The 23,445-nt window shown below is 68.9% G+C and carries 18 protein-coding genes; 5 read left to right on the top strand and 13 right to left on the bottom strand.

Annotated elements, in window-relative coordinates:
- Positions 1–8: 8 nt before the first annotated feature.
- Positions 9–1,877, bottom strand: a complete 1,869-nt coding sequence (gene glmS / locus G6N09_RS04715) for a glutamine--fructose-6-phosphate transaminase (isomerizing) (protein ID WP_083026726.1) — start codon at positions 1,875–1,877, stop codon at positions 9–11.
- 116 nt (positions 1,878–1,993) lie between these two features.
- Entirely contained in the window at positions 1,994–3,100 is a 1,107-nt protein-coding gene (gene gjpA / locus G6N09_RS04720; RefSeq protein WP_083026727.1) for an outer membrane porin GjpA, read from the bottom strand.
- A gap of 306 nt (positions 3,101–3,406) precedes the next feature.
- On the opposite strand from gjpA (G6N09_RS04720), the gene G6N09_RS04725 reads away from it, so the two are divergent.
- Entirely contained in the window at positions 3,407–5,239 is a 1,833-nt protein-coding gene (locus tag G6N09_RS04725) for a fatty acyl-AMP ligase (RefSeq protein ID WP_083026728.1), read from the top strand.
- Between the two features lie 40 nt (positions 5,240–5,279).
- Positions 5,280–6,119, top strand: coding sequence for a dienelactone hydrolase family protein (locus tag G6N09_RS04730; RefSeq protein ID WP_083026729.1), 840 nt, complete (start codon positions 5,280–5,282; stop codon positions 6,117–6,119).
- 79 nt (positions 6,120–6,198) lie between these two features.
- Here the strand turns inward: G6N09_RS04730 and G6N09_RS19815 are convergent, their stop codons facing one another.
- Together G6N09_RS19815 and gjpA (G6N09_RS04740) are read right to left on the bottom strand one after the other, a co-directional pair.
- Positions 6,199–8,940 carry a PGRS repeat-containing protein gene (locus G6N09_RS19815; protein ID WP_133053095.1) on the bottom strand — a complete coding sequence of 914 codons (2,742 nt, stop codon included), beginning with the start codon at positions 8,938–8,940 and terminating at the stop codon, positions 6,199–6,201.
- An 85-nt stretch (positions 8,941–9,025) separates the two neighbouring features.
- The gene (gjpA, locus tag G6N09_RS04740; RefSeq protein WP_109558962.1) at positions 9,026–10,174 is read right to left on the bottom strand and encodes an outer membrane porin GjpA; all 1,149 of its coding nucleotides are present in this window, start codon (positions 10,172–10,174) and stop codon (positions 9,026–9,028) included.
- Between the two features lie 276 nt (positions 10,175–10,450).
- On the opposite strand from gjpA (G6N09_RS04740), the gene G6N09_RS04745 reads away from it, so the two are divergent.
- Together G6N09_RS04745 and G6N09_RS04750 are read left to right on the top strand one after the other, a co-directional pair.
- A complete protein-coding gene (locus G6N09_RS04745; RefSeq protein ID WP_083026730.1) occupies positions 10,451–11,494 on the top strand; it encodes an LLM class F420-dependent oxidoreductase in 1,044 nt (347 codons plus the stop codon).
- Between the two features lie 66 nt (positions 11,495–11,560).
- Positions 11,561–13,384, top strand: a complete 1,824-nt coding sequence (locus G6N09_RS04750) for a fatty acyl-AMP ligase (RefSeq protein WP_083026731.1) — start codon at positions 11,561–11,563, stop codon at positions 13,382–13,384.
- 12 nt (positions 13,385–13,396) lie between these two features.
- On the opposite strand, the gene G6N09_RS04755 is transcribed toward G6N09_RS04750, so the two are convergent.
- The 9 genes from G6N09_RS04755 to gjpA (G6N09_RS04795) form a co-directional block, all read right to left on the bottom strand.
- Complete coding sequence (locus tag G6N09_RS04755; protein ID WP_083026732.1) at positions 13,397–14,719, bottom strand: ICP22 family protein; 1,323 nt, start codon at positions 14,717–14,719, stop codon at positions 13,397–13,399.
- Between the two features lies 1 nt (position 14,720).
- A complete protein-coding gene (locus tag G6N09_RS04760) occupies positions 14,721–15,002 on the bottom strand; it encodes a hypothetical protein (protein WP_234807051.1) in 282 nt (93 codons plus the stop codon).
- A 73-nt stretch (positions 15,003–15,075) separates the two neighbouring features.
- Positions 15,076–16,407 (bottom strand): phosphoglucosamine mutase, encoded by a 1,332-nt coding sequence (gene glmM / locus G6N09_RS04765; RefSeq protein ID WP_083026734.1) that lies wholly within the window; start codon positions 16,405–16,407, stop codon positions 15,076–15,078.
- 145 nt (positions 16,408–16,552) lie between these two features.
- On the bottom strand, positions 16,553–17,056 hold the full coding sequence (gene rpsI / locus G6N09_RS04770; protein WP_083026735.1) for a 30S ribosomal protein S9: 504 nt from the start codon (positions 17,054–17,056) through the stop codon (positions 16,553–16,555).
- Positions 17,053–17,496: a 50S ribosomal protein L13 gene (gene rplM / locus G6N09_RS04775; protein ID WP_046191136.1), complete on the bottom strand. Its 444-nt coding sequence runs from the start codon at positions 17,494–17,496 to the stop codon at positions 17,053–17,055. The genes rpsI and rplM overlap by 4 nt, the downstream gene beginning before the upstream one ends.
- A 263-nt stretch (positions 17,497–17,759) precedes the next feature.
- Positions 17,760–18,056 carry a WXG100 family type VII secretion target gene (locus G6N09_RS04780; RefSeq protein WP_083026736.1) on the bottom strand — a complete coding sequence of 99 codons (297 nt, stop codon included), beginning with the start codon at positions 18,054–18,056 and terminating at the stop codon, positions 17,760–17,762.
- Between the two features lie 12 nt (positions 18,057–18,068).
- On the bottom strand, positions 18,069–18,395 hold the full coding sequence (locus G6N09_RS04785) for a WXG100 family type VII secretion target (protein ID WP_083026737.1): 327 nt from the start codon (positions 18,393–18,395) through the stop codon (positions 18,069–18,071).
- Between the two features lie 135 nt (positions 18,396–18,530).
- The gene (locus G6N09_RS20225; RefSeq protein WP_163752577.1) at positions 18,531–21,149 is read right to left on the bottom strand and encodes a PGRS repeat-containing protein; all 2,619 of its coding nucleotides are present in this window, start codon (positions 21,147–21,149) and stop codon (positions 18,531–18,533) included.
- Positions 21,150–21,219: 70 nt separating this feature from the next.
- Positions 21,220–22,332, bottom strand: a complete 1,113-nt coding sequence (gene gjpA / locus G6N09_RS04795) for an outer membrane porin GjpA (RefSeq protein ID WP_083026738.1) — start codon at positions 22,330–22,332, stop codon at positions 21,220–21,222.
- A gap of 248 nt (positions 22,333–22,580) precedes the next feature.
- On the opposite strand from gjpA (G6N09_RS04795), the gene G6N09_RS04800 reads away from it, so the two are divergent.
- Positions 22,581–23,441: a helix-turn-helix transcriptional regulator gene (locus G6N09_RS04800; protein WP_083026739.1), complete on the top strand. Its 861-nt coding sequence runs from the start codon at positions 22,581–22,583 to the stop codon at positions 23,439–23,441.
- The last annotated feature ends 4 nt before the right edge of the window (positions 23,442–23,445 follow it).

Genomic DNA, 23,445 nt, shown 5'->3' on the forward strand with positions numbered 1-23,445 from the left:
AGCTCCTGCTACTCGACGGTGACCGACTTGGCCAGATTGCGCGGCTTGTCCACGTCGTAGCCACGCGCCTGCGCGACTCCCGCGGCAAAAACCTGCAGCGGGATCGTGGACAGCAGTGGCTGGTACAGCGTTGGCACCGCCGGGATTTCGATCAGGTGATCGGCGTAGGGGCGCACCGTCTCGTCACCCTCCTCGGCGATCACGATGGTGACGGCGCCGCGAGCCTGAATCTCGCGGATGTTGGAGAGCAGCTTCGAGTGCAGCATTGCCGCGTTCTTGGGCGAGGGCATCACCACGATCACCGGCAGGTCATCCTCGATCAGCGCGATCGGACCGTGCTTGAGCTCACCGGCGGCGAAACCCTCGGCGTGCATGTAGGCAAGTTCCTTGAGCTTGAGCGCGCCTTCCAAGGCGACCGGGTAGCCGACGTGGCGGCCCAGGAAGAGCACCGCACTCGACGACGCGAACTGCTTGGCCAACTGCGCGACCGAGTCGATGCCCTCCAGCACATGCGCCACGAGTTCGGGCATCGCCTCCAGCTGCCGGTACTCGTGCTCGACCTCATCGGGGTACTTGGTGCCCCGGGCCTGCGCCAGCGCCAGGCCTACCAGATAGTTCGCGGTGATCTGGGCCAGGAACGTCTTGGTGGACGCGACACCGATCTCCGGCCCGGCGCGGGTGTAGAGCACCGCGTCGCACTCGCGAGGGATCTGCGAGCCGTTGGTGTTGCAGACCGCGAGCACCTTGGCCTTCTGTTCTTTGGCGTGCCGGACGGCCTCAAGGGTGTCGGCGGTCTCGCCGGACTGGCTGATCGCCACCACCAGGGTGCTGCGGTCCAGCACCGGGTCGCGGTAGCGGAACTCGCTGGCAAGCTCGACCTCGACCGGCAGCCGCGTCCAGTGCTCAATCGCATACTTGGCCAGCAGACCGGAGTGGTACGCGGTGCCGCAGGCCACCACGAACACCTTGTCGACCTCACGCAATTCCTGATCGCTCAAGCGCTGCTCGTCGAGGACGATGCGGCCGTCCTCGAAGTGCCCCAGCAGTGTCTCGGCCACCGCCGTGGGCTGCTCGGCGATCTCCTTGAGCATGAAGTACTCGTAGCCGCCCTTCTCCGCGGCCGACAGGTCCCAGTCAATGTGAAAACGCCGCGCGTTGGCGGTGTCATCGGTGCCGTGGAAGTCGCTGATGCGGTAGCCGTCGGCGGTGATGACCACGGCTTGGTCCTGACCCAGCTCGACCGCTTCGCGGGTGAAGGGGATGAAGGCCGCCACATCCGAGCCCAGGAACATCTCACCGTCGCCGATGCCGACCACGAGCGGGGTGGAGCGACGCGCCGCCACGATCGTGCCCGGCTCATCGGCGTGGGCGAACACCACGGTGAAGTGGCCTTCCAGCCGACGCAACACCGCCAGCGCCGAGGCCACGAAATCCCCGGCCGCCTCGCCGTGCCGGTACTCGCGCGCCAGCAGGTGGACGGTCACCTCACTGTCGGTCTCGCTGGTGAACTCCACCCCGGCCATTTCCAGCTCGTCGCGCAGGACGGCGAAATTCTCGATGATGCCGTTGTGCACGACGGCGAACTTGCCGGCGGTGTCGCAGTGCGGGTGCGCGTTCTGGTCGGTGGGACGACCGTGGGTAGCCCAGCGGGTGTGGCCCAAGCCGGTGCCCCCGGCCAGCAGCGCCGGATCGGTGGCGGCCAGCTCGGCTTCCAGGTTGGCCAGCCGCCCGGCCCGGCGCCGAACGGTGAGTTGGCCGATGCCGTCGACCACGGCGATTCCGGCGGAGTCATAGCCGCGGTACTCCATGCGGCGCAGAGCCTCGACGACGACGTCGCGGGCAGGCCGTTTCCCGACGTAGCCGACGATTCCACACATAGCTGTTCAGGGTAGTGCACCGCCGGGGGGACCCGGACAACCGCGCAGGTCAGCAATGCCCCGGCTACGAGCCGGAACCGTAACTTTCCGAGGCGATCAGTGCCCGCCGATGGCTACTACGCGCCACCGAACAGGTCTGCCCACAGGGCTCCGAAGTCGAAGTCGGTAGCCGCCCCAGGATCCGGGAGAACCTCGGGAGGGGGCCCATCGAAGTCCAGGTCGCCGGTGAACAGCAATGCGAGCACCTGCTCCAAGCCGATCAACGCGCCGCTCAGTCCGACCCCCTGACCTGGCCCGAATGTCAGGTCAAGGGTGAGCGGGTCGGTGACCGAGATGGTGATACCGAGCGCGTTGAGGATCGAGCCGCCACCGAAGGTGATCGGCGGGAGTTCGTCCCCGGTCAGTGCATCCAGATTGCCGCCGACCTCTCCCGGGGACAGCAGCCCGCCGAAGGCGAAACTCAGGGCGCCTATGGAAACACCCTCCGGCAGCAGGCCGGCACCGTCGAGGAGCGGGATCAGGGCGTCCAGATTGAGGGTTGCACCGTTGAGGAATCCGTTGATGACGTTGGCCGGGATGCTGATCAGATCGCTCAGCGCCTGCCCCAGGTCCGTGGTGCCCCCACCGACACCGAGATTGTTGATGACACTCTCAATGCTGTTGATCAACGCCACGAACGGGGCCACCGCCGGACTGATCGCGCCGATCAGTATGCCGGACAACGGCGAGGCCAGGAATTGGACGATCTCCGGGATTGGGGCAGGAATTTCCGGAATGAGCCCGGGGGCCAAGGCTTCCCCCTGGTTGCTCAGCAGCCCGTACAGCAAGAAGTTGCCCAGGAAGAAATCCGGACTTCCAATTCCGCCCTCGCCCGAAGGAAGACTTGTCGTAAATTCTGCCAGCGGGTTGAGGAAGCCCTTCTGGTCGCCGGCTAGGAACGTGAGGGCGCCCAGCAGTTCCTGCGGACTGGTGCTCCACCAGTCCGGGTTGCCCTGAATAGCTTCCACCAGCGCGTCATTGGCATTTGCGAAGGCCAGGCTAAGGTTGCCGCCGTTGGTGAGCGTGTCCTGCAACAGATCGAAAAACCCTGCCCCGGCGGTGAGTTCAACGTCGTGCACCACAGGAGCGCCAGGCGGCGGCGGGGCCACCGGTGCGATCGCGAGCGTGCTGGCGCCCACAAGCGCGATGCCGGCGGTGACAAAGGGACGCAGTGCTTGATTCATTTGAGCTACTCCTCAGATCACAGTCCGCGGCAGTGGTACACAACGCGTGCAGAGCACACATTAACTTAGATTAGTCTGTGTGACAAGCAATACTCGGATCGAAATTCCGCCGGCCACAAGGTGGGCCGGTGCCAACGACATGGCACTTCAGTCCGCCTTGTTGATGGCCGTTCGTTGAGAGTTCTTGGGGTATTGCCAGCACACCCGGTCAAGCTGCGTCCACGGCTGCGCTGCAGCAGCTATGTTGAGAGACCACGCGAAGACCCGAGGCGGGGTCGACCAGCAATCGACGGTCTAGGTGACGACATGCCAGAAGACAGCCCAGCGACCGCACGCACCCTGGTGGAACTGCTACGTCAGCAGGCCGTCCGCCATCGGGACAAAGTCGCATTCGCGTTCGCCCCGGATGGCTCGGAAGAACAGAGTCGGCTGACATACGCCGAACTCGACCGCAGCGCGCGGGCCGTCGCGGCGGGTCTGCAACAGCAGGGTGCGGCGGGGCGTCGCGTTCTTGTCGTCTGCCGGCCGGGTCTGGACAGCGTCGCGGCCTACTTCGGCTGCCTGTATGCCGGTGCGGTGGCCGTCCCGGTGCAGGATCGGCTCGGACGGTTGGCGCTGATCGCCCCGGATGCGCGAGCCGGTTTCGCCCTGGCGGACTCGGCGACGCAGGACAGACTCAGGACCCAGGCCGACGGCCTGACCAGGCGCCCGCTGCGGTGGATGGCCCCAGAAGATCCCGGCGCGGACCCGGACAGTTGGACGCCGCCGGACATCGGCAGCGACACTACCGCCACAGTGCAATACACCTCAGGCTCCACCAGGGCGCCCAAGGGCGTTGTCCTGACGCACGGCAACCTGATGGCCAACCTGGCCGCGATCCATGAGACGTGGGGCGGCGACGACCAGAAAGTCGCGGTGTGCTGGCTGCCCCAGCACCATGACATGGGCTTGATCGGCGGCATTCTGCAGAGCGTGTACGTCGGCGGCAACACGGTGCTGATGTCGCCGGCCGGCTTCATCACCCGCCCGATGCGCTGGCTGGAGGCCATGTCCCGATACCGCGCCACCATCGCCACCGCACCGAATTTCGCCTACCAGCTCTGCGTCGAACGCAGCACCGCCGCCGAGCGTGCAGCCCTGGACCTGTCGCAGTGGTCGACCGCGATGAACGGCGCCGAACCGGTGCAGGCGAGCACCCTGCGGGCCTTCGCCGAGGCGTTCGCCGATGCCGGGTTCCGGCCCGAGGCGTTCCTGCCCGTGTACGGCCTGGCCGAAGCCACCCTGCTGGTCTCGGGCGGATCGGACTCCGCCGCACCGGTGATCCGGCATATCGACCGCGCCGCGCTGGGCGAAGACCGGGTGGTCGAGGTTGCCGACGCAGACGTCGACGCCTCCGGCGTGCTGGAGCTGGTCGGCTGCGGCTATCCCCGTGGCGGTCAGCAGATCGTGTTCGTCGACCCGGAGACGCGCCGGCGCCGCGACGCCGAGCAGGTCGGCGAGATCTGGGTCTCCGGGCCGTGCGTCGCCCAGGGATATCGGGGAAAGCCCGAGGACACCGAGCAGACCTTCGGCGCGTACCTGGCCGACACCGGCGAGGGACCATATCTGCGCACCGGAGATCTGGGCTTCATGAGCGCAGGTGAGGTGTTCATCACCGGACGTTGCAAAGACCTGATCGTCCTGCGCGGCAACAACTATTACCCCAACGACATCGAGAAGACGGTGCAGGGCAGCCATCCGGGCCTGCTGTCCGGACGGGGTGCGGCCTTCGCCGTGGAGCCCCAACCCGGCGGCGGTGAGCACCTCGTGGTGGTACAAGAAGTCCATGCTGCCGGCGACGCCCCCGCGCTGGCCGGCCTGCTGGGTAGGATTCGGGCCGCGATCAACCGTCATCACGGCATCGAAGCTCATGCCGTGGTCTTGGTCGAGGCGGGATCGATCCCGACCACCTCCAGCGGCAAGATCCAGCGGCAGGCCGCCCGCCAGCGCTTCGTCGACGGCGGATTCACCGCGCTGGCGCAATGGCAGGGCACGCTGGGCGCGAGCACCGGTGCGACCGAACCCGCGGCGGCGGCCAGGACGGCCGCCGCGGCACAGCAGGCGGTGGCACTGCAGTACTGGAAGGCACGGCAGGACTGAGGGGCTCAGCATCGGCGCCGGCGTGCGTTACCGTCATCGGATGGCCAGCATCAAGAGCCTCTACGCTGCGTTGACCCGACCCGGCCCCCACCGCGTCCTGCGCGGGGACTTGGCTTATGCGGGCCTGGCCGGGGTGGTCTACACGCCGCAGTCCGGGTATCGCCTACCCGCGGTGGCGTTCGGCCACGACTGGCTGACCGGCGCCGACCGCTATGCCGGATTGCTCGAGCATCTGGCCTCGTGGGGCATTGTGGCCGCGGCCCCCGACACGGGCCGGGGCCTGGCGCCGTCGGTGCTGGATCTGGCCGCTGATCTGGGTCGCGCCCTGGAGATCGCCAGCGAGGTCCGGCTGGGGCCGGGACGGATCAGCGTCGACCGCAATCGACTCGCGCTGGCCGGCCACGGGTTCGGCGGCTCGGCCGCGGTGTTCGCTGCGGACACTCTGTCGGTGCGCCCCAAGGCGGTGGCGGCGATCTTCCCGACCGTCACCACCCCGGCCGCCGAGCAGGTGGCCTCGGGCCTGACCGTTCCGGGCGTGGTGTTCAGCAGTCCCGATGACCCGAAGGCGCTGCGCTCCAACTCGATCGAACTGGCGCACGCCTGGCGGCTTTCGACCCTGCGAGTGATCGACAAGGTGTCACCTGCGGGCCTGCCGCAGGGACGCAGGCTGACCGGATTCTTCGGCCTGCCCACGTCAGACCGGCGCACCCAGCGACGGGTGCGCGCCCTGCTGACCGGATACTTGCTGGCAGAACTTGTGGGCGACAAGAGATTCCGTGACTTCGCCAACCCCCAGGTGGCCATGCCCAAGACCGAGGCACTCGAGGCCCTGCCCGAGCCGGCGAGCCCCGAAGAGAAGATCGCCGCACTGTTCTCGTAGGTCTGACGTAGACCCTGATACGACGATGGCCGCCGGGTCCGGATCGGACCCGGCGACCATGGTCGCACCGAACTGTCGGCTAGGTGCCGGGCGTTCCGCCTGAGCCGGGCCCACCCGCAGTACCCGGGGCACCGTCGGCGCCCGGCGTCCCGGTTCCGGTAGCGGCACCGCCCGGGCCGGCAGCCCCGGCTCCGCCACCATCGCCACCGGCACCGGCCGCACCACCGGTGCCGTTTCCGCCACCACCGGTCCCGTGGCCACCGCCGTTTCCGCCGGTGCCGCCGTCACCTCCATTGCCGCCGTTGCCGCCCTTGTAGCCGTTGCCGGTGGTGGCGTTGGTTCCGCCGGCTCCGCCGTTGCCGCCGTTGCCACCGTTGCCACCTGATCCGCCGGCACCGCCGTTGCCACCGGTCCCGGAGGTTGAGGCTCCACCGACCCCGCCCTTGCCGCCGGTCCCACCGTCGTTGCCGTTGCCGCCGTTGCCACCCGCGGTGTTGTTGTCACCGATCAGCGGAATACCACTGACGCCTTCGGCGCCAGAGTCTGCATTGCCTCCGCCACCGCCGGCTCCGCCGGTACCGCCGTCACCGGCGGCAGCGGTGCCGCCGGCGCCTCCGGCGCCACCGCTACCCGCGGTGACTCCTCCTCCGCCGACACCTCCGGCGCCGCCGGTGCCACCATCGACCGTGCCTGCCCCGGCGCCACCGGTGCCGCCATTGCCGCCGTTACCGCCGGTGGCGCTGCCGTTGGAGTTGCCGCCGGCACCGCCGGCGCCGCCGGTTCCGGCGTGGCTGGTCCCGAAGCCACTGGGGCCGCCGCCCGGGGTGACGACGCCGCCGCTGTTGCCGCCGGCACCTCCATTGCCACCGACGCCGCCGTTGGCCTTCGTGGACAGGCCCGCATAGCCTTCGCCGCCAGTACCTCCGGCGCCACCGTCACCACCGGAAGCGGTTCCGTTGCCGCCGGCCCCGCCGCTACCGCCCACACCTGCGGCGGGTCCGCCACCGGTGCTGCCGCCACCACCGCCGGCCCCGCCATTGCCGCCGATGCTGACCACACCGGCACCGACGGCACCACTGGCCCCGGCCGCGCCAGCACCACCATTGCCACCGTTCGCGGGACCACCGGCAGCACCGCCAGCACCACCGGATCCACCGTTGCCGCCGATGCTCCAGACCGTGCTGCCATCATCCCAACCGACGCCCTTACCGGCCGCGCCACCGTCGCCGCCGTTGCCGCCACCGCCGGCGCTGCTGTAGCCGCCACTACCGCCACTGCCGCCGTTCCCGCCACGCAGGGTCCCGTCACCGGCCGCGCCACCGTTGCCGCCGGCACCCCCGGTGCCGTTGCCAGCGTTGCTGCTGCCGCCGGCGCCGCCCGAACCGCCTGCGCCGCCAGTGGTCGCGACCTCCGGGTCGCTGGTCGCGCCGGAGCCGCCTTGCCCGCCGTTGCCGCCAACGCCGCCGCCGGAGTTACTGTCACCACCCGTGCCACCGCTGCCGCCCGCTCCGCCATTACCGGTGGCGCCGAAACCACCCATGCCGCCGTTACCGCCAGCACCACCGACGTGGGCTCCCACCGACGCACCGCCCTGGCCGCCGGCACCGCCCGTACCACCGTTGGTGCCGTCGCCGGCCACACCGCCGCTACCGCCGTTGCCGCCGTGCTCACCGGCGCCGCCGGCACCACCGGCACCGCCTCCTGCCCCAAGGCCGAGGTAGTTGCCATTGCCGTCCTGGGCCGCGTCGCCACCGGCACCACCATTGGCGCCGTCGGCACCGTCACCGCCCACGCCGGCACTGCCGAAGAACGAGCTGGCGTAGAAGTTCGAGCCGCGGGCCCCACCGACGCCACCGGCGCCACCGGCGCCACCGCGGCCGCCGGCTGCGCCATTGTTGTTGGCCGCGGTGGTGCCGTTGCCACCCTCGCCCGCGGCGCCACCGGCGCCACCCTTGCCGCCGTCGCCGTACAAGAAGCCACTGCGGCCGCCGTCACCGCCGGCGCCACCAGCGCCACCGTTGCCACCGGTGCCGGTGCCACCGTTGGCCAGAGTGCCGAGGAGACCCTCCATTCCGGCGCCGCCGGCACCACCGGCGCCACCGTTGCCGAAGAACCAGGCGGCCGATGCGCCGCCGTCACCGCCGGCGCCACCAATGCCACCCGCAACCACCGCGGCACCGCCATCGCCGCCGTCACCACCGTGGCCCATCCACCAGCCACCGGCGCCGCCGTCGCCACCGGCAGCACCGGCACCGCCGTCGCCGCCGTCGCCACCGTTGCCCAGCCAGCCGAGTGCCGCGCCGCCATCGCCGCCGGCCACGCCATCGAGATCGCTATTCCAGCCGGCACCGCCGTCGCCGAACCACAGGCCGCCGTCACCACCGTCGGGGTTGGCCTCGGTGCCGTCGACACCGTTGCCGATCAGGTACAGGCCCGACCACTCGTTGATCATGCCGTTGACCGCTTCGCCCAGCGGGTTGGTGATCCAGAGCTGAGCCAGTCCATTCAGCGGCTCGTAGAACAGCTGGTCCATGATCCCGGTCCAGGAGAACCAGTCACCGGCCGAGCTACCCGGATCGGTTGCACCGAACAGCGCACTGAGGTCCCAGTTGGCCGCGGCCTCTCCGGTGTCGCTCACCGACCACGAACTGAACAGATCGCCGAAGAAATCGTCGAAATCGGCGTGCGCGGCTGGCGCCGCGGTCATCGGGGCCATCCCGAAGGCCAAGAATGCGCCTACCGCACTGGCGGCACCGACCATCCGTCCGCGGTATGGCGCTGCGGTGTTACCTGACTGGCTGCTGCTGTGACGACGACTCATGTGCGAACACCTCTCCTGTGAAGCGGTTCTTGGAAGCAGTGATGAAGGTTGTGAGGAACTGGCTGGGAATGCGGCACTGGCCGGATCAGGCGTCGAAACCGATCAGCCCTGCCAGGTCCGCGAAGAAGTCGGTGGACGCTGCCGTTCCCGTACCACCGTCGTCGAAGAAGTCGTCGGGCACGATCGGGAAGCCGATCCCCGGCCACGGCGGGCTGACCTCGATCGGACCCTTGCCCTCCCATCCAGAGCCGAGCAGCGCACCGACGGTCTGACCCCAGGCCTGCATGGCCGCGATCGGGCCCACCCCGTAGCTCTCGATGTCCAGTGGAACCCCGGGCAGGATCCCGGTTTCCAGCGAGATGCCCAGGCTGTTGAAGATCGATCCGCCGACCGCGTGCACATCGACCACATCTCCGCCCTGATCAGTCACCTGATAGGGCCCCACCGCCACCGAGCCAGTGCTGAGCAATCCACCCAACGCAAAGTCCAGGTGGGTGATGTTGGTGCCCTCGGGCAGCAGGCCGGCGTTGGCGATCAGCGGCAGCAGGAAGCCCAGGTCAAGCTTCGCGCCATTCAGGAAGCCGTCGAGCGGGCTGGCCATGATCTCGGCGAAGCTATCCCCGTCCTGGACGCTGTTCATCAGCGCGACCCACGGGCTCAGCCACGGTCCGATGGAGCCCATGAGGATGGCACTCGCCGGCGAGGCCAGGTAGTTCACGATCGGCGTCACCGATTCAGCCAAGTCGGCGGGCAGGAACTGCGGCAGCAGCTGGTAGAGCAGGTCGTGACCCAGCGCGAAGTCATTCAGGTCCGAGCCGCTGAGGGTGTGGAAGTTCACCGTCGCGATGGTCTCGGCGGAGGCGTCCTGCAGGGTGTAGCCCGTCAGCACCGCGTCTAGGTTGCTCTGGATCTGCTGCATAACGGTCGGGATGGTCGACGGGTCGTCCAGCACCGACTGCCAGTACTGCGACTGGTTGGCCATGATCTGCTGGAACGCCACCCCGGGGGCCAGGAAGTAGTTCTGGGTGAGGATCGTCGCATTCTCTGCCGCCTGGTTGTACACCGCCGTCCACGGCGCCAGCAGGTCGGGCAGGCCGCCCGCGGTGAGCGCGACATCTCGGATGGTGGGTCCGCCGACCTGCTGGGCCGCCACCGGGGTGGCGGCGATCAGGCCGCAGCCGACGATCGCGATACCGGCGGTGACGTAGGGGCGAAGGGTTTGCTGCACAGCCATCTCCTTTGGTGAGGTGCCGCCCTCGGTGGCGCGCTGAGGGGTGGCGCCGCCGTGTTGCTCCTGAAATCTCACTTAACTCACTGACGCGAACGGAACCCTAACCGTGAATAACTTAAGTTACAAGCATCTTGGTCAAATATTTTTCCTGGGAGTTTAATGCTAACGGCCGTTAACTCTGAGAGCGTCGTGGTCAAGCTTAATTTTCAGCTGAGAGTGGACAGGAGTTCTTTTTCTGACACGGCGTGCCACCCGGCACGGTCCTGGTATCTGTGAGGGATGCGAATCGGTACACAGCTGGCCTACGCCGGTGGATTCAAGGACGCGGTGAGCCAGGTCGTTGAGTTGGAGAAAATCGGAATCGACGTGGTCGCTGTCGCCGAGGCCTACTCATTCGATGCCATCAGCCAGTTGGGCTACCTGGCGGCCAAGACATCACGGGTCGAGCTGCTCACCGGGGTGCTGCCCATCTACACCCGAACACCGGCGCTGCTGGCGATGACAGCCGCCGGCCTGGACTACGTCTCCGATGGCCGGTTCACTCTGGGACTGGGCACCTCCGGACCCCAGGTGGTGGAGGGCTTCCATGGCGTGCCGTTCGACGCCCCGCTGGGCCGCACCCGCGAAGTGGTGGAGATCTGCCGGGCGGTGTGGCGCCGCGAACGACTCAGCTATGACGGAAAGCACTATCAACTACCGCTTCCCGCCGAACGCGGAACAGGGCTGGGCAAGGCGTTACAGCTGATCAATCATCCTGTGCGGAGCAGGATTCCGATCTCAATCGCGGCTTTGGGACCCCAGAACGTCGAACTGACCGCGGAGATAGCCGACGGCTGGCAGCCGGTGTTCTTCTACCCCGAGCGCGCCCAGGAAGTGTGGGGAGATTCCCTGAAATCCGGTACAGCCAAACGTGACCCGTCGTTGGGGAAGCTGGATGTGATCGTGGGCGCGTCGCTGGCCATCGGCGACGATGTCGAAGATCGACTGGCGTGGGCCAAGCCGCAGCTGGCGCTCTACATCGGCGGCATGGGCGCCCGCGGGCGCAACTTCTATCACAATCTGGCAACTCGCTACGGCTTCGGTGAGGTAGCCGATCGCATTCAGGAGCTGTACCTGGCCGGCCGCAAGGCCGAGGCGATCGACGCCGTCCCCGACGAACTGGTGCGCAACACCTCGTTGGTGGGTCCGCGCGGCTTGGTGGCCGAACGCCTGGCCGCCTACGCCGAGGCCGGCGTGACGACGCTGCTGGTAGGCCCGCTGACCACCGAACCCGACGAGGCGCTGCGCTACGTCGAGGAGCTGCGCGACCTGCTGCCGACCTGATCAGCGTCGCAGGGGCGAGCGTGGGCCGGGTGTGGTCCAGAACACGTCGCACGCCAAGATGGGCCTATGGACTTCACGCCCACCGTGACCAACCCCACCGCACAAACGCTGGTAGAGCTGCTCCAGCGGCAGGCCGAGCGGCTGGGAGACAAAGTCGCGTTCAGCTTCTCCTACAACGGCGACGACGAAGGCCGCAGTGAGCTGACCTTTCGGGAACTGGATCGGCGCGCCCGCGCGATTGCGGCGAACCTGCAGCGTTACGACGTCGCCGGCGAGCGGGTGCTGGTGCTGGTCCGTCCGGGCCTGGACTTCATCGCCGGGTTCTTCGGCTGCCTCTACGCGGGCGCCGTCGCCGTGCCGGTGCACCAGAAGCTGGCGCCGCGCCTGGCGGTGGTCGTGCCCGATGCCCAGGCCCGGTTCGCGCTCACCGCGGCCGAGAACCGCGAGGCCACCCGCGCCGCGGTCGCCGGGATTCCCGGCGAACCCGAGCAATGGTTCTTCACCGACGCCGGTGCTGACCCGGCTACCTGGGTCGCTCCCGACATCGACACCGACTCGCCGGCTGCAATCCAGTACACATCGGGGTCGACCCGCTCCCCCAAGGGCGTGCTGTTGACCCACCGCAACATCCTGCACAACGTCGACGCGATCCGGCAGGCGTGGAACGGTGACGAAGATGCCCGCGGCGTCTTCTGGCTGCCGCCGCACCACGACCTGGGCCTGATCGGCGGAATCTTGTCGATGGTCTACATCGGGGCGAGCACGGCGCTGATGTCGCCCACGGCGTTCATCAAACGCCCGATGCGCTGGCTGGAGTTGGTATCGGCCCACCGCGGCGTGATCACCGCAGCACCGAACTTCGCCTACGACCGATGCGTGGAAACCAGCACTCCCGAAGAACGTGCCGCACTGGATCTTTCGTGCCTCACCGTGGCGATGAATGGCGCCGAGTCGGTGCGCGCCACCTCGTTGGCCGCCTTCGCCGACGCCTTCGCGCCGGCCGGTTTTCAGCTGTCGTCGTGCTATCCGGTGTACGGGCTGGCCGAGGCCACTTTGCAGGTTTCTGCCGGATGCCCGACCGGGACACCGGGGGTTCGCTACCTCGACCGTGTCGCGCTGGAACAGGACCGCATCGTCGACGTGTCGCCGGACGACCCCGCCGCCGCGACATTCGTGGGTTGCGGCCAGCCCCGCCAGGCCGACCTGGCGATCGTGGACCCGGTAACCCGCAAGCCCTGCGAATCCGACCAGATCGGCGAGATCTGGGTCGCGGGACCCAATGTCGCCCAGGGCTATTGGCAACGGCCCGAAGAGACGGCGCAGGCCTTCGGGGCGGTACTCGCCGAGCCCGGAGACCCGAATCGCGGACCATTTCTCCGCACCGGTGACCTCGGATTCCTCTGCGCCGGTGAAGTTTTCACCACCGGGCGCTGCAAGGACCTGGTAGAGGTGGACGGGCACCGTTACTACCCGAACGACATCGAATTCACCGTGCAGGAATGCGACCCGGTACTGGTCTCCGGCCGCGGGGCGGTCTTCGCGACCGACGCGCCGCCCGGTGGCGTCGAGGAGCTGGTCGTGGTCCACGAAGTCGACAGCGCGCGGTCGGCCGAGACCGATCTGAACGCAGTCATCGAGGCGATCCGGCTGGCGGTCGCAACCCATCACGGGATCGCCCCCGACGCCATCGTGCTGGTGTACCACGTGTCGCTGCCCACCACCTCCAGCGGCAAGATCCAACGCGGCCAGACCAAACAGCACTTCCTTGAGGGGCGGCTCGCAACCATCAGCCATTGGCGCACGCCGACTCACGAGTTGACGCAGGAGGAGCTGGAGGCCGCCGCCAAGATCGTCTCGCAGCTGCAGTCCTGGGGCGCCCGGCAGGCCTGAGCGCCGACCGCGTCACGGCCCCGCCTGAGGCAATTCCTCGGCGGCGATCTCGCACGGACTCTTGCGCGGATTGGCCTGCGCCGACTCCGCAGGCGCTTCGCCCTCACTGTGTCCGATGTCGACTCCCGGTTCCGCCGACTCCGGTATGGCATCGCTGACCGGGCCCTCTGCCGCGGGTACCTCGACGCCGGGCTCCTGCTCAGCAAGCCCGTCGTCCGGTTCGGACTCCGGCGCGGATTCGTCGCGTTCGTCGGGCTCGTCGCGTTCGTCGGGCTCCTCGAGGTCCGCGCCGCCGCGGCTGTCCTCCTCGATCGGCTCGGCGAACTGCTGCCCGCCATCGGGATCGCCGAGCGCATCGACCAGTCGGGGAACCAGTCCAGCCAGGCCGGCCAGCCCGCCGAGCCCACCGCCGGACGGCATTGCCGCCGACGGCAGGCCCAGGCCGTCGGGCAGACCGAACCCACCCGGAAGACCAGGGCCGGACTCACCGTCGAGCAGTCCGGCGGGCGCAGTGCCCCCCACCACCTGCGGTGGCGCGGTGGGCGCCGCCTCCGGCGCGGGCGCCTGCGGAATGCCAACAGGGCCGGGGATGGGCGTAACCGTAAGCGGGGCAGCGAGACCCGTCACATCCGGCTGAACCACCGGGGCGAGGTCAGCCGGTACCGCGAACTCCACGCCTGCACCTGTTCCGATCGCGGCAATCGCGGCGTCATAGGCCGCAGTGATTCCGTCGCTCGCCGACCGCATCGACGCAAGCCACGTACCGCGAATATCGTTGTCCACGTAGGGCATAACTTGGTGCTCGATGACGGTTACGGCATCCGCGTCGTCGGCACCGGAGTCCACCGCGCGCGCTGCCGCCAGCCATGCCGGCCGTTGCGCACCCACGTGATCATCGAGGCTCACCACCGCGGCGACCTTCGCGTCCACCCGCTGCCACAGGTCATCGCGCAGCACCCCGCAGCCGGTAGCCGCGGCGCGCAACCGCAGTGTCAACCGCTCGGCGGCAGCGCAATGACGGCGCAGGAACTCCGCCGCCGCTTCGGCACCTGGACCCCGCCAGGCAGCGGTGAGCTCAGCAAGCTGTCCACGCTGGGTGCGCAGCACCTCATCGGCGGCATCGGCCAATGCGGCCAGCGCGACGCAGTCGGCGTCGAGCAGTCCCAGGTCGAGCCCGGCCTCACTGTCGTAGCGCTCGGCGAGCTGGCCGTCATAGTCGGTCAGTCCCGGTTGCCGGTATCCCAGCCGATGGCAGGCCGACACATAGGCCTGGGCGCCAGCGACCGCGTCACGACCCTCGGCCAGTCGCGTGGACACGTCGAGGTGCCGGGCCACGTCAGCCCAGTCGCTCGGTTGCGGCGGCCACTGCCTGCCCGTAGCGCTCCATACCGATGCGCAAAGCCGTGGCGATCTCGACGCCGGCCCGCGACCAGCGCAGCAGCTCCGGCCCCCAGGCCTGTATTGCACGGTGCAGGGACTCCCCCGCCCGGGCATAATCGCGCCCAGCGACTGTGCCGTCGAATCTCAATCCGCCCAAATGGATCCGGCATGCGACCGCGATGTCGGCTGCGGTCGAGTCGTAGCTGTCCGCTACCGCGCGTAATGCGGATTCGTCCACGTGGAGCTGTTGTCTTCCCATACGGGTAAGACGCCACTCCGGCCGGAGAAGTTCCCCTCGACGCGCCCGCGGTTCAGTGCCGAGCGCGTACCGCGTCGGCGACGTCGCCCGCGATCCGGCGCGCCGTGGGCTCGTCGGAGGCCTCAACCATGACCCGGACGAGCTGCTCGGTTCCCGACGGGCGCAACAGAATTCGACCGGTGTCCCCAAGCTCGTCGGTGGCTCGCCGCACCGCATCACGGACCGCCGAGTGGCCCACCGCTTCGGCTTTGTCGGTGACCTCGACATTGATCAGCACTTGCGGCAACGTGCGCATCGCTGCGGCGAGAGCCGCCAGGCCCGCGCCAGTCTGCGCCATCCGCGCCATCAGGCGCAGCCCGGTGATGATGCCGTCGCCGGTGGTCGCCACCTGGGGCAGCACGATGTGACCGGATTGCTCACCGCCGAGGGTGAATCCGCCGGCCCGCAGTTGCTCGAGTACGTAGCGGTCGCCGACGTCGGTGGTGTGCACCGCGACCCCGGCCTCACGCATCGCCAGGTGCAACCCGAGGTTGCTCATGACGGTGGCCACCAGGGTGTCGGCGGCAAGTTCACCGGAATCGCGCATGGCCAGCGCCAACACGACCATGATGGCGTCGCCGTCGATCACGTTGCCCTCGGCATCGACGGCCAGGCACCGGTCAGCGTCTCCGTCATGCGCCAAGCCCAGGTCAGCGCCATGGCTGCGCACCGCGTCGCGCAGCGGTTCCAGGTGCGTCGAGCCACAGCCGTCGTTGATGTTGAGCCCATCGGGGTCGGCATTGATCGCAATCACGGTGGCACCGGCGGCCTGGTAGGCCCGCGGCGCCGCCTCAGACGCCGCGCCGTGGGCGCAGTCCACCACCACAGTCACGCCGTCCAACCGGGTGGGGTGGGTATCGCTGAGGTGTTTCAGGTAGCGGTCCAGCGCGTCCGCGGCATCCACTACCCGGCCCAGGTCCGCCCCGATCGGTCGCAGACCGGGGCCGGCGGCCACCAGGTCTTCGATCTGGTCTTCGGTGGCGTCGTCGAGCTTGTGGCCACCCGGGCCGAAGAATTTGATGCCGTTGTCGGGCATCGGATTGTGCGAGGCGGAGATCATCACGCCGAAGTCGGCTTCATAAGCAGCGGTCAGATATGCCACCGCCGGTGTCGGCAGCACGCCGGTGCGCAGCGCATCGACGCCCTGGCTGGTCAGGCCGGCGATCACCGCGGCCTCCAGCATCTCACCGCTGGCCCGCGGGTCACGGCCCACAACGGCCACCCGCCGCCCGGTCCCGGAGGACAGCCGCTGCGCCGCCGCGCCGCCCAGCGCAACCGCCAGCTCGGCGGTCAACTCGCGGTTGGCGACCCCGCGCACGCCGTCGGTGCCGAAAAGTCGACCCATAACTATCCTTTATCGCCGCGAGCGTGCACGCAGACGACCCGACACGCCGGTGCCGGACCGGGAACGCACACCCTCAAACGCAAGCCGGGGGCACCTTCCGCGTACGGAAGGCGCCCCCAACTCGCTGCCAGAGTGCAATCGCAGATCAGCGCTTGCTGTACTGCGGAGCCTTACGGGCCTTCTTGAGACCGTACTTCTTGCGCTCGGTGGCCCGCGGGTCACGAGTCAGGAAGCCGGCCTTCTTCAGCGCCGGGCGGTCTTCGGGCTGGACGATGATCAGCGCGCGGGCCAGAGCCAATCGCAACGCACCGGCCTGGCCGGAAGGGCCACCGCCGTCGAGGTGGGCGTAGACGTCAAACGCGTCCACCCGGTCCACGGTGACCAGCGGAGCCTTGATCAGCTGCTGGTGCACCTTGTTCGGGAAGTAGGCCTCCAACGTGCGGCCGTCCAGGTCGAACTTGCCGGTGCCGGGCACCAGACGCACCCGTACCACGGCCTCCTTGCGGCGGCCCACGGTCTGGATGGGACGACCAAGGTCGTGCGGCTCGTAGGCCGGAGCGGCCTCCTCGTGCACCTCTACGGTCTCAACGACCTCGACGGTTTCGTCAACCTCGGGGGCCTCGGCACCTTCGAATGCGGTCTCGGTCATTGGGCCACCTGCTTGATTTCGAACGGGATCGGCTGCTGGGCGGTGTGCGGGTGCACCGGCCCGGCGTAGACGTGCAGCTTGCGCTGGATCTGACGACCCAGCTTGGTGTGCGGGATCATCCCGAGGATCGCCTTTTCCACGACACGGTCGGGACGCGTCTCCATCAGCTCACCGATGCTGCGCTTGCGCAGTCCGCCCGGGTAGCCCGAGTGGCGGTAAGCCATCTTCTTCTGCAGTTTGTCGCCACTGATGGCGACCTTGTCGGCGTTGATGATGATGACGAAGTCACCGCCGTCAACGTTGGGTGCGAATGTCGGCTTGTGCTTGCCGCGCAGCAGGGTTGCTGCCGCAACGGCGAGCCGGCCAAGCACCACGTCGGTGGCGTCGATGACATACCACGAACGCGTGGTGTCACCCGCCTTCGGCGCATAGGTGGGCACAGCGCTTACCTCTTCTTTTACTCGAGCCGGGTGTTCCCGGTTCTTGCGGATCCCGGTGCGAGCCGGGTGTCGGTCTGGCGTGTACGGCGGGGTGGTTCTCGGCGACCGACAGTGACCCGAGGCCCCGCTGTGCCCGAAGGCACCGCACGCCAACGGAGCAGCCTACCGGCGTAGATCCGGGCAGGTCAAAACGCGGCCGCCCAGGTGTGGCCCCGTCGGCTCTCCTTCCGTCGGGGCCACACCGTGTCCGGGGGCGGCCTCTCCTACCTCCCCCAAGCTCCCGCGGCACGCCGGTCGGCGTCGGCCACGTCCGCCGCTCCGTCGCGCACCGCGTTGCCCAGTTCCACCAGAATCTGATTCAGCACGCTGACAGCCTGGTGCCATCGGAGCTGTTCGGCGTGGTAGGCATCGGCTGCCTCGCGGGTCCACATCTGGTGCAGCGGTGCGATCTGGGACCGCAGGTCTGCCAGCGCGGTGTTGAGCCGCGCGGCAGTGGCATGGATCTCCTGGCGGATGGCGCAGTCGATCTCCTCGAAGTTGTAGGACAGTGCGGCGTCCATGTCCTGGTCCGCTCAGACCCCGCCGCCGGCGGCGGCGATGCGCTGCGAGTGGGCCTCGGCCACGTCCCGCAGCACCCGTTCATTGCCGCGGATGGTCTCGGCGATGCCCGCCAGCGCGTGGTGCAGGTTGAGCGCCTCGGTGTTCCAGCGATCCAGGATGTCGTGAAACCGGACGGCCGCCAGGCCCGACCACACCGAGGGCGGTACCGCCCGAATTCGCCCCACGAAGCCCTGCAGCATGCCCCGTATCTCGGCGTTGCCGGTATCGATGGCCGCTGCAACGGTGTGCATAACGTCGAAGTCGGCGTGCAGTGTGGTGGTACCCGCGGGTGTACTCACATCTCCCCCATATCGGTCTGTGGCTGATATGGGGTTCGACGGCGTCAGACCCGATTCGGTTCCCTGCGGCGCCGAAAACAGACACGGTCGCCGGGCCCCCTGCGGGACCCGACGACCGTGTCGAGGGAATACCGGCTAGGCGGGGTTACCCGGATTGCCGTCGGCCCCGTTAGGTCCGACGGGATCTCCGGCGCCACCGGCGCCACCGGCACCGGCCGAACCCGCTCCACCTCCGGCGCCCGCGACACCAGCGGCACCGCTACCGGCCCCGCCCTGGCCGGCCGCTCCCGCTGCGCCACCGGCCGCACCGTTGCCGCCATTGCCGCCGTCACCGCCGGCCAGGCCGGCGCCACTGGCGTTCACACCGCCGGCACCGCCCTCGCCGCCGCGGCCGCCGTCACCGCCGCGGCCACCGTCGCCCGCATTGCCGCCCGTGCCGTTCTGTGAGCTCCCGCCGTTGCCGCCTTTGCCGCCGACCGCTCCCTGGCTGCCGTTGCCTCCGTCGCCACCAGCAGTTTTTCCGGGGGTGCCGAACAGGGAGTTGCTGGTCGAACCGACCGTGCCGGCACCGCCGGTGCCGCCGGCGCCGGCGTTTCCACCGTTGCCGCCGTTGACGTTGCCGGCACCATTGCCACCGTTGCCGCCGTTGCCGCCGAGCCCACCGACGCCACCGCCGCTCTGCCCGCCACCGCCGCCGAGGCCACCGCCGCCGCCGTTGCCGGCGTGACTGGGTCCGAGGCCCAGAGTGTTGGCCGGGGTTTCGACGCCGCCGCTGTTACCACCGTTGCCGCCGCTACCGCCGGCTCCACCGACACCGGTGGCGTAGTCGGTGCCGCCGTTGGCGCCGAGACCGCCATTGCCGCCGGAAGCGGTGCCGTGACCGCCGTGACCGCCGTCGCCACCGGCGCCCCCGGCCTGGCCGTTGCCGCTACCGCCATAGGCGCCCAAGCCGCCGTTACCGCCGACGCTGACCACACCCGGTCCGGTCGCGCCTGCACCGCCGTTGCCCCCATTGCCGCCATTGCCGCCGCCACCGGTACCTCCGGTGAGCATGTTGGTGGTGGTGTCGCCGCCGATCCCACCGTTGCCGCCGTTGCCGCCGATGCTCCAGATGGTGCCGTCGGTGTCCTTCCAGCCGGTGGCTATGCCGCCATCGACGCCATTGCCGCCGTTCCCGCCGTTGACTCCGTAGGCACCGTTGCCGCCGCCGCCTCCGTCACCACCCTTGTAGGTGCCGGTGCCGCCGGCCCCGCCGTCGCTGGTGGCGCCGTTGACGGTGCCGCCGCCACCGGTGCCGCCGTACCCGCCGCGGCCGCCGATGGTCTTGATGGTGTTGTCGGTGGTGGCGCCGTTTCCGCCTGCGCCGGCCTTCCCGGCATCGCCACCGACGCCGGTTCCAGCCACGCCGCCCTGACCGGCGGACCCGCCGTTACCGGCGGTGCCGGTGACCCCGACCGCTCCGGTGGCGTTCCCACCGACGCCCCCGTTGCCGCCACGCCCGCCGATGCCGTCGGCATTCTCGGTGCTGGTGCCAGTGCCCAGCCCGTAGCCACCGCTGCCGCCCCACCCGCCGGCGTCGCCGCCATTGATACCGGAGCCGCCGTCGCCACTGTCACCACCGTCACCACCGGTGTACCCGGTGCCGCCCTCGCCGCCGGCCCCGCCGGCGCCACCGTTGCCGAGGTAGTTGCCGCCGGCGTCCTTGAAGGCGTCACCGCCGGCGCCGCCGATGCCGCCTTGACCGCCGTCGCCGCGCTGCCCGGACGCCCCATAGAGCGCGGAGCCGTAGAAGTTGGAGCCGCGGGCACCACCGGCGCCACCGTGGCCACCGTGGGCGCCGCCGGCGCTACCACCGCTGGCGCCGTCGACGTGCTCGGCCGTGCCGGCCGCGCCGGCCCCGCCGTTTCCGGCCGCGCCTCCTTCTCCACCGGCGCCGCCGTTGCCGAACATGTAGCCAGAGACCCCGCCATTGCCGCCGTTACCACCGAAGCCGGCGGTCCCACCGGCACCTGCGTTCGGGCCGTCGAACCTGCCGGCCGCACCGTCGGCGCCCTTTCCGCCGGCGCCGCCGGCACCACCGTTGCCGAACAGCCAGGCCATCGCCGCACCGCCGTCGCCACCGTCGCCGCCCACAGCACCGCCGCCACTGACGGCATAGACCATGGCCGTGTCCCCGCCGGCCCCGCCGTCACCGCCGTGGCCCATCCAGACGCCGCCGATACCGCCGTTGCCGCCGGCAGCACCGGCACCGCCGTCACCACCGTCACCACCATTGCCGAAGCCGATGGCGTTACCGCCGTTGCCGCCGGCCACCCCGTCCAGATCGCTGTTCCAGCCGGCGCCGCCGTCACCGAACCACAGGCCACCGGCGGTGCCATCAGGGTTGAGCTCGGTGCCGTCGGCACCGTTGCCGATCAGGAACTGCCCGGAGAGGCCGTTGATGGCACCGTTCACCAGCTCACCGAGCGGGTTGGTGATCCAGAACTCGGTCAGCATGTGCATCGGGGTGTAGAACAGCTGGTCGAACAGCGTGGCCATGCTGAAGTCGCCGAACTCGGCAGACATGTCACCGAAGGTGACGCCTTCGGCCGAGCCAGTGGTGTCGAGGGCGGCAGTCGGGGTCAGCCAGTCGAGACTGAACAGATCGTCGAAGTCGGCCTGAGCCTGCGGTGTCGGCGCTAGGGGCGTCATGCCGATTGCCAGAAACGCCGCGACGGCGCTGCCGGTGCCGATCATCCGGGTGCGGTAACTCATGTGCGAATACCTCTCGTGCGAAAAGTCGGTTGGGGAAAACGAATTCGTGGGGATCGATGTCCGTCAGTGGTCACAGGCCCAGCAGGTCGGCGAACCAGTCACCGGCTGCCGCAGTACCGGCAGCGCCGTCATCGAGGTCGGGGACCAGTGGCAGGTCGGTGCCGGCCAGCGGCGGGGTCACCGGCACCGCGCCCTTGCCGTCCCAGCCCGAGCCCAACAGGGCACCGACGGTCTGGCCCCAGGCCTGCATCGCGGCGATCGGGCCGATCGCGTTGCTTTGGATATCGAGCGCGCCGAGCAACGGAATACCGTTGAGTGTCAACCCGACACTGTTCAAGATCGAGCCACCCACCGCGGGCGTCTCGGCCACCACCTCGCCACCGGCACCCAACACCTGATAGGGGTCGATGGCGACGTGGCCGGCACTGAGCCACCCACCGAACGCGATGTCGAGGTGGCCGATGGACGCGCCGGCCGGCAGGAAGTCACCGGCGACCTCGTTGATCATCGGCAGCAGGCCGTCCAAGTTGAAGGTGGCGCCGTTGAGGGAGGCGCCAAAAACGTTTGCCAGGGTGTCGCCCAGGCTGTCGCCGTCGCCGATGCTGTTGAGCAGCGCCACACCGGGGGCGATCCAGGGGCCCAGCGAACCCATGATCAGCCCGCTCAGGGGCGAGGACAGCAGGTGGATGATCGGGATCATCTCGGCCGGGAACATGCCGCCGGCGATCGCCGCCAACGGTCCGGCGAACAGGTCGTACCAGCCGAAGGTGAAGGTGTTCGCGTCACCGGCCGCCAGCGTGTGGCTCATGACCATTTCGAGGGTCTCTTGACTGGCCCCGGACAACGTGTAGCCGGTGAGGAATCCGTCGAGGTTGTGCCGGATCTGCTCGGTGACGGCGGTGATATTGGTCGGGTCGTCGAGGAGCTGCTGAGCGTAGTCGCTCTGGTTGGCGACGAGCTGCTGGAAGGCAATGCCCGGGGCCAGGTAGTAGTTGTTGAGCATCTGGGTGAGGTTCTGCGACGTGGTGTCGAACACCTCGTCCCACGCACTGGTCGCGGTCAGCGCGAAGTCGGGCGCGGAGTGGATTGCCGGCTGCGGCGTGGCCGCCGGGGTCGCCGCGATCAGGCCGGCGCCAGCAATGGCGACGCCGACTGTCGCGTAGGGGCGGATTGTTGCGCGCAAGAGAGGTCTCCTCATGGTTGTGGCGACTGCAAAGGGTGGGTGTTCCGTTAGCTGGAGTGCCGCGAGACAGGCGAGGCTTGCCATAGATTTTTCTCAGGCAGGTACAGGCATACGTCATCGCCTGCGCTGGGGCTGATCACGAATCCACAGACATTGCAGGGCATCTCGTTCGGCACGGATCAAAGCTAACCGTCATTTATCTGTGAAGTAAGGACGTTTTTTCGCAGGTTTGGACTATCGTCGGCGCCATGCTTCCTACGGCCCGTTTGGTGCGCCAGCGCGCAGGGGTGAAGGTCTACGACTATCCGATGGACCCACACCTGTCGCCGGTGGTGGTGGCCAGGGTGGGGCAGGAACGGCTGTCCCAGCACGGTCAGATCCATAACTTCCCGGCCATGTGGTGTGACCGGGCGACCGGGATGGTTTACGTGGTCGCGCTGGGAGCCACTGTCGGCCCCGGGGGCGTGGAACGCACCGACGACGGCCTTACGGTGTTCTTCGACCCGAAGGCGATCGGCGCCGACGGTGCATCGCCATGGCTGTCCTGGCGATCTCATCCCCTGCTGTGCCTGTTTCTGCACGAGCACGAGGACGGACTGCTGCGGGTGGAGCTGCCCGCGGCTGACCGTCAGGCCTTCTTCCGGATCCTCGACTCGATGAGATACGAACTCGCGCAACGACAAGACGGCGACCGCGAGGCGGTATCGGCGTTGCTGACCCTACTGCTGGTCAAGCTCAGCCGGCTTGCCGCCGACACCATTGGCGGCCTGCGCCACGACGACGAGCCCTTGCTGGCGCACGTGTTCGCCACCATCGACCGGCGCTTCACCGAACCGCTGTCGCTGCGCGAGGTCGCGCGGGAGGTCTCGGTCTCGGCGGGCCACCTGACCACCGTCGTGCGCCGCCGCACCGGCCGCACCGTTCTGGAGTGGATCACCCAACGCCGGATGGGCGAAGCCCGCAGATTGCTGACCGATACGCGGCTGTCGATCACCGAAATCGGGCAGCGCGTGGGATTGCCGGACGCGGCCTATTTCACCAGGCAGTTCCGCCAAGCGCACGGTGTTTCACCCAGCCAGTGGCGAAAGGCGCCGCCACCGCCACTATGACGGT

Origin of the sequence: Mycolicibacter minnesotensis (assembly GCF_010731755.1) — a bacterium.
Taxonomy (GTDB): domain Bacteria; phylum Actinomycetota; class Actinomycetes; order Mycobacteriales; family Mycobacteriaceae; genus Mycobacterium; species Mycobacterium minnesotense.